Origin of the sequence: Streptomyces sp. 4N509B (genome assembly GCF_052245655.1) — a bacterium.
Classification (GTDB): domain Bacteria; phylum Actinomycetota; class Actinomycetes; order Streptomycetales; family Streptomycetaceae; genus Streptomyces.
Map to the genome: position 1 here is coordinate 1 of NZ_JBQQBZ010000078.1, position 6,179 is coordinate 6,179.

Annotated in this window: 3 protein-coding genes; all 3 read left to right on the forward strand. The window is 71.2% G+C overall.

Translation table 11 applies throughout. The features are described 5' to 3' along the window. The first annotated feature begins 243 nt into the window (after positions 1-243). The gene (locus tag ACTWP5_RS31910) at positions 244-1,299 is read left to right on the forward strand and encodes an IopA (protein WP_443224681.1); all 1,056 of its coding nucleotides are present in this window, start codon (positions 244-246) and stop codon (positions 1,297-1,299) included. Positions 1,300-2,168: 869 nt separating this feature from the next. Next, complete coding sequence (locus ACTWP5_RS31915) at positions 2,169-4,832, forward strand: iron-containing redox enzyme family protein (RefSeq protein ID WP_443224682.1); 2,664 nt, start codon at positions 2,169-2,171, stop codon at positions 4,830-4,832. Between the two features lie 114 nt (positions 4,833-4,946). After that, on the forward strand, positions 4,947-6,179 hold a 1,233-nt coding region (locus ACTWP5_RS31920; protein WP_443224683.1), incomplete at its 3' end, for a carbamoyltransferase family protein.

Genomic DNA, 6,179 nt, shown 5'->3' on the forward strand with positions numbered 1-6,179 from the left:
TCGGGTTGGTGAGCAGTCCGATGCCGTGACCACTCACGTTGGCCGTAGGGGGGTTCGTTGCCACCCGTCGGGCTCGTCCGATCCCCACGCCGCGAAGGGTGTGGGGCAGGACAGCGGCGTGGAGGGGGTGCCTGGTCCGCCGATGCCGGCGGGCCGGACACACCCACCTCGCCGTGCAGTTTCACCGCCAACCGACCACCACGACACGCCGCCGGCGACGCCGCCGGGTGAAGGGGACGCCCCGTGGACCAGCAGACCGAGTCGATAGCGCAGATCAAGTCGTACGAGAAGACGTACGAGGACTTCGTCACCCAGGGCGGCGACATCCGGTGGCTGCCCTATGTCATGTTCTTCAACCACCCCGACTACCAGTCGGACGTGGTCAACACCGATGCGGGTGGTTTCCGGGTCGCCCACGGCCCGGCCGGTCCGGTGTCGCTTCGGGGCACGCTGCCCGCCGACCCGGTCAGTGTGGTGTTGGGTGCCTCCCCGGCGTTCGGTTTCGGCGCCAGTTGTGACGAGCAGACCGTCCCCTCGCTGTTGGCGTCCGCGACCGGCCAGCCCTGGCTGAACATGGCCGGCCCGGCGTTGAACTCCACCCAGGAGACGGTGCTGTTCCTCCTCCACCGCCACCAGCTGCCGGCGGTGCGTGACATCGTGGTCTTCTCGGGTCTGAACAACCTCGTCGTCGCCGGTCTGCCGCTGGCCACCCACGACTACGGCCAGTTCTTCTACTCCGACTCCTTCCACCGCCAGTTGGGCATCGCCCCCGGCGAGGAGCAGCCCACCTGGGCGTTGGGCCGGCTGGCGCGGGCCGCCAAGCGGCTGGGACGCGGTAGCGGTGAGCGTGAGGAGAACGAGGCGCGGGTGCTCACCCCGGCCGAACGGGTGGAGATGGCGCTGACCACCACCGCCCGCGACCTGGACCGGCTGGTGGAGCTGGCCGCCCCGACCGGTGCGCGGATCCACTTCGTGCTCCAGCCCACCATCGCGTGGACGGGCAAGACGTTCACCCCTGAGGAAGACGCCCTCATCAACCACGGCGACCCCGAACACGCCATTCTGTGGAACCTGTTCACCCAGATCCTCGACCCGCAGATCCACGCCACCTACGCCAGCGGTCTGGCTGAGGCGTGTGCGAAGCGGACCATTCCCTTCCTGGACATGAGCAGTGCCCTGGCCGCCTCCCCCGCCGCTTCCAGCTGGCTGTTCGTGGACCACGTCCACCTCACCGACCACGGCTCGCGCACCGTCGCGGACCTGATGAACTCCCAGCTCGACCTCGCCACCCCCCGCTGACCCCACCCTCGGGCGGCCCCGGTCCACCCGGGCAGACACCACAGCCGCAGGGCGCCCGGGGGGCCCACCCCTCCGCGAGGGGGTAGGGCACCCCGGCCCCTGTGGCCACCCGCCCCGCAACCCCCTGTCTCGTTCTGATCTTTCCCGTCCAACCACGTCCCAGGGAGCCGGCCGATGTTCCGCAGGATCGCCGCACTCTTCAGGCTGCGCAGGAAGAAGAAGCGCGGCAACGACCGATCCATCTACCCCATGTTCTGAAAACCCCTCCCCGGCCCCCCGACAAAGAAATGTGGGGAAAGAGGGACACCCAACCCGCCCCCGGGAAGCCGCAGGGAAGGACACCACACCCCAACAACCCACCCCGGCCGTGTCACCCCACGCGAGGCCACCACCCACCCGGTGGCCTCGCACCCGGCGTGCCCACACCCACCCCGGGTGGCCGCGCACCCGACCAGAAGAACACCACCCACCACCCAACCCCCGGCACCGGCACCCGGCACCCGGCACCCGGCACCAACCCACCCGCCAACCCGCCACCAGACCCCGATCCCGCTCCCGATCCCAGCACCAGCACCAGCACCAGCACCAGCACCAGGCCCCGGATCCGACACCGGCACCAGACCCCGAACCCCGGGCATGGCACCGGCACCAGACCCAACACCGGAACCAGACCCCGGCGCCCGAACCCCGGGCATGGCACCGGACACCGGCCCCGGCTCTGGCTGGCTCTGGCTCTGGCTCTGGCTGGTGAGCAGCCGCACAACAACCCGCCGCACCACCGCCCCGCCGCACCACCGCACCTCGTTCCGCGTCCGCGTGTTTCTCGACCTTTCGCCCCATCCACCTCACCGTGACGGGAGGCCCGTGCCGTGACCACGAACGCCACGACCGGCACACCCACCCAGGACACCAGCGACACCCACGTGGGTGGCGTCCCCCTCGACTACCGCTCGGTGTATCTCAGGGCACTGGACCCCGAGGGCCCACCCCCCCTGTCCCCCCCACAAACCCGCGGCCTGCACACCGACCTCACCCAGGCCGCCCTCCCCCCCACCAGCGGCGACAACGCCGCGACCACCGCCGGCGGGGACACCGACAGGGCAGGCGAGAAGACGGCCGATGACCTCGCCAACGACGTCATCGACGCCATCACCACCCACGCACGCGAGCTCGCCACCACCGCCACCCGCCGCTTCCAGGACCTCCTCACCCCCCTCCCCACCCCCAGCCGCACCGACGCCGTCCGCTGCATCCTGATCAACTGCGCCCCCCTGGCCCTGTCCGCCGGAGCCTGGCTGCAGTGGATCTCCTCCGCCGCCAACGCCGAAACCGAACCCGCCCTGGCCGCACTCGCCCTCTACGCCGGCGACCTCGGCGTCGGCTACCCCCACGCCGACCGCGGCAGCGACTACCGCGCCCTCCTACGCCGCCACCGACTGGGCGAACCCTTCCCCGGCGTCCGCCTCGCCAGCAGCAGCGACGTCGACACCGACAGCTTCCGCCTCCCCGCCCTCCTCCTGGCCATGAGCCGCCGCCCCGACACCTTCACCCCCGAAATCCTCGGCGCCGACCTCGCCCTACGCGCCACCGGACTCCTCCCCCCACTCGCCGCCCTCACCACCCACGGCGACACCACCCCACACGCCGCCACCGCGCACACCGCACCACGCGGCGACAGCACGGGACACCCATCCGGCAACACGGGGACCACAACAGCAGGCGGCGACAGCCCCACCACCACGAGCACCCACAGCGACCCCACCCCCGCCACACCCGGCAGCGGTGACACCGGTGGCGGGGAGGCGGACCTCACCCCCGCCGAAGCCCACACCCTCGACCTCGGCGGCACCCGCCCCGGCCAGCCCGCCACCGCCCTGAAACTGGCCACCACCGCCGTCCACGCCCTCATCACCACCCCCGCCACCCCCGGCAGCGGCCCCAGCGGACCCGACACCGCCCCCCGCGTCACCGCCGGCGCCGCCTGGGCCCTGAACGAACTCCACCGCTTCCTCGACACCCTCGCCACCACCACCGCCCTCACCCGCCACCCCGACTACGCCGTCTGGCGCCTGATCTACACCCGCGCCCGCCCCGCCGCCGTCTACCACAGCGACTACCTCCTGGCCGGCCGCCCCCTGTCCGCCTGGTTCAACGGCGTCGACGACGGCCCCGGCCCCTTCCTCAACGCCCTGGCCACCAGCCCCCTGGTCCGCCCCGGCAAACCCGACAGAAGCCCCCTCGTCCGCGGCCTGATCAACGAGAAAGGCCCCATGTTCCGCGTCTTCACCGACGAGGAAATCACCGTCCTACGCCAATGGATCAGCCGCCTGCCCGAACCCGACTCCGCACTCAACACCCCCACCACACCCCCCTCCCCCGGCCACGCCGCCCTCACCCGCGCCCAACGCGCCTGGCACACCACCCCCCACCCCCACACCACCACCACCAGCAGCGGTGACAGCGGCGGCGGCACCACCAGCAGCAGCGGCAGCAACGGCACCGGCACCGGCACCGGCACCGGCACCAGCGGCGGCGGTGTGTACGGCGGTCACGCCCACAGCAACGGCCACACCACCGACACCACCGGCATCCCCCACGGCCGCCACGCCCTGACCCCCCGCGGCGCCCGCACCGCCTACACCGCCCTCCTGGCCCGCACCGACACCCCCGCCCTGCGCGCCTACGCCCACGCCTACATCACCCGCTGGCTGGCCCGCTCCCGCTACCGCCTGGACAAAGCCATCACCCTCCCCGACCGCTGGGACCGCCGCCAGGGCCTGAAGGAATGGCTCGCCGCCGAACACGACCGCCACGCACCCCCACCCGACACCCTCACCCCCCCACCCCCCGCCGACCTCCCCACCCGCGAAGAAGTCATCGACTCCACCCTCCAACTCGCCCCCCTCATCATGATCGACGGCGGCTGGCTCCAAGGCTTCACCGACTACCACCACGCCTCATCCCGCGCCGGCCACTTCCTCTACCGCACCTACTGGGACGAACTCGGCAACGGCGACATCGAGCTCAACCACCCCCGCATCTACCGGGCCCTCCTGTCCGACATGGGCATCGACCTCCCCCCCACCGCCTCCCCCGACTTCGCCGCCTGGCCAGGCTTCACCGACAACGCCTTCGCCACCCCCGTCTACTGGCTGTGCCTGGCCCGATTCCCCCAGACCTTCCAACCCGAGATCCTCGGCGTCAACCTCGCCATGGAACTCTCCGGCGTCGGCGGCGGCTACACCTCCGCCGCCCAGGCCCTGGCCCACTACGGCTACTCCACCCAGTTCGTCGACCTCCACAACACCATCGACAACGTCGCCACCGGCCACTCCGCCTGGGCCATCGACGCCATCGACAGCTACATGACCGACCTCCCCACCCTCCTCGGCCACCACCACGAACCCACCATCTGGCACCGCATCCGCCTCGGCTACCGCTCCCTCAACCCCCCCACCGGCCTGGCCGCCACCCTCTACGCCGCCTGGCGCCACCGCCGCACCCACCCCACACCCACCACCCCCCACCCCTAACCACACCCACCCACACCCACACCCACCCAGCCACGCACCCGCACCCATCCCTCCATCCATCCCCCGGCCCCACACCCGGACGCCGGGCCCCACCAAGGAGACACCCACACCACCATGACCACCGCCCTGGGCATCTCCGCCTTCTACCACGACAGCGCGGCAGCCCTCGTCGAGGACGGACACATCCTCGCCGCCGCCCAAGAAGAACGCTTCACCCGCCGCCGCCACGACCCCTCCTTCCCCACCAACGCCATCCGCTCCTGCCTCGACATCGCCCACACCCGCCTCGCCGACCTCGACCACATCGCCTACTACGAAAACCCCCGCGTCAAGTTCCGACGCCTCCTGGCCACCTACACCGCCACCGCCCCCCGCGGCTACACCTCGTTCCGCCGCGTCATGCCCGACTGGCTCACCTGGAAACGCCGCATCACCACCACCGTCAAAAACCACCTCACCACCCTCGAACCCGGCACCACCCTCCCCCCCATCACCACCTACCTCCACCACGAATCCCACGCCGCCTCCGCCTTCCTCCCCAGCCCCCACGAAACCGCCGCCATCCTCTGCGTCGACGGCGTCGGCGAATGGACCACCACCTCCCTCTGGCACGGCCAAGGCGACACCATCACCCCCATCGCCGACCTCCACTTCCCCCACTCCCTCGGCCTCCTCTACTCCGCCTTCACCTACTACTGCGGATTCAAAGTCGACTCCGGCGAATACAAACTCATGGGCCTCGCCCCCTACGGCACCCCCCGCTACGCCCCCCTCATCCGCGAACACCTCATCGACATCAAACCCGACGGCTCATTCCGCCTCAACCTCAAATACTTCACCTTCCTCCACGGCCAGGTCATGACCGGCCACGCATTCGAAAAACTCTTCAACGGCCCCCGCCGCCAACCCGAAAGCACCCTCACCGACCGCGAATGCGACCTCGCCGCATCCGTCCAACACGTCACCGAAGACGTCATGCTCCGCCTCGCCACCACCGCCCAAACCCTCACCGGCGAAAACAACCTCTGCCTCGCCGGCGGCGTCGCCCTCAACTGCGTCGCCAACGGCCGCATCGCCGACCACCACATCTTCGACAACATCTGGATCCAACCCGCCGCCGGCGACGCCGGAGGCGCCCTCGGCGCCGCCCTCCTCGCCACCCGCACCCCCACCCCCACCAGCACCACCACCCCCACCACCCCCACGGCCACCACGGCCGCCACGGCCACCACGGCCGCCACGGCCAGCAGCACCGACACCCCCCGCACCACCACCAGCACCACCACCACCCACCGCCACCCCCCCACCCGCACCCACCTCGCCCACGGCACCGACGCCATGCACGGC